The 1,460-nt window shown below is 42.2% G+C and carries 2 protein-coding genes; both read right to left on the reverse strand.

The window, feature by feature from the left end:
* Positions 1-199 precede the first annotated feature (199 nt).
* Positions 200-622, reverse strand: coding sequence for a GPW/gp25 family protein (locus tag F6K38_RS41815; protein WP_287360728.1), 423 nt, complete (start codon positions 620-622; stop codon positions 200-202).
* A gap of 340 nt (positions 623-962) precedes the next feature.
* Positions 963-1,331, reverse strand: a complete 369-nt coding sequence (locus tag F6K38_RS41820; RefSeq protein WP_287360730.1) for a type II toxin-antitoxin system RelE/ParE family toxin — start codon at positions 1,329-1,331, stop codon at positions 963-965.
* Between the last annotated feature and the right edge of the window lie 129 nt (positions 1,332-1,460).

Genomic DNA, 1,460 nt, shown 5'->3' on the forward strand with positions numbered 1-1,460 from the left:
AAAGCCTTTTTTCTCAAAAACCATCTCATTAAGCTCCAGCTAGTGAAGTTAAATTTTGCGTGTAATTTCTAGCTAATGAACTCATTACCCATTACCCATCACCCATTATTACCCATTACCCATTACCTATTACCCATTACCCATTACCCATTACCCATTACCCATTACCTATTACCTATTACCTATTACCTATTACCCATTACGCTCCAGCTAGGGAAAAGCTCAGGGTTAAGGGTGTTTCCTCACTTACAGCTTTAAGGACTACAGTTGCTACGAGTGTATAACGTTGCTGACGAGAGGGAGGCTCAAAATCTATGGCCTTGATTTCTTCTATCCGAGGTTCCTGAGCTAGACACTCACGGATATACAGATTAGCAAGGGAGCGAAGACGATTATTATTTTGTTGACCCACTAACAGGTGGAGCCGTGACCCATAATTAGGATGTCCCAAAGCCGCCAGTTCCCCTTTACGGGTGTAAAGGCGATTGAGAATTGCCTGAGCCAAATTATCTAAACCTGTCGCTGTTGCCAAGTCACGATTGACACTTTTAAGGTCTACTAATTGTCGCTCAGAAATAAATTGTCCAGTGTGGCGGCGAGTGAATAATAAATCTTTTTCCATTTGGTGTTAGGTGTTAGGTGTTAGGTGTTAGGTGTTAGGTGTTAGGTGTTAGGTGTTAGGTGTTAGGTGTTAGGTGTTAGGTGTTAGGTAATAGGTAATAGGTAATAGGTTTTAGGCATAAGTTTTGAGGTCTGATTCTATCAGATATGACAAACAACAGCCTCTAGGGTAGACTTATCTTCTGCGTATACATCCATGTAGGGGCGAGTTCTCCTGAAACTTGGCAGCTCAATGATAACTTCACGCTTACCCGCTCCAGCTCAGCAGCACCAATCATATCAAATCTGGTTGAGAAATTTGAGAGTTTTGGAATGGAGACGATAGTAGACCCTGAAGAACCTCAAGTGTCTGTTGCTTCAGAGGTTGTGCTAACGCCCTTAATAATTTGTCGAATTTCAGCTACTTCGATATCTTGCTGATCCGACTTTGAGTAAATATCCAACAAAATAATCGACTCAGTAGATGAAATCAAGTAAATTAGGCGATAGCCACCGCTTTTCCCTCGTTGACTATCGCTGTTTCTAATCCGCACTTTCATAACTGTGGAACCGAGGCCAGAGATTTTATCTCCTAGAAACGATCCCATTTGCAACTGTTCGAGAATGGGCTGAATATCGGCTTTAATTTGGCGGTATTTCTTGGCCAGAACTCTCAATTTACGCTGAAACTCAGGAGTAAGTTGCACCTCAACTAAGGGAGCATCAGTCAAGGTCAATTCCCTCCCAGATTTGAGAAATGGGTAAGGTTTGTCCAGTCACAGCTTGCTGCCAAGACTTGCTAAAACTTTCTGCTGAAAACTCAGTATTATCACCTTCTGGTATAGATTGAGTTTCTAGGG

This window comes from Moorena sp. SIO3B2, assembly GCF_010692525.1.
GTDB lineage: Bacteria > Cyanobacteriota > Cyanobacteriia > Cyanobacteriales > Coleofasciculaceae > Moorena > Moorena producens.

What these genes read in the sequence shown, in the direction of transcription:
- F6K38_RS41815 (WP_287360728.1), bottom strand. Translation starts at nt 622, where the DNA reads ATGGAAAAAGATTTATTATTCACTCGCCGCCACACTGGACAATTTATT.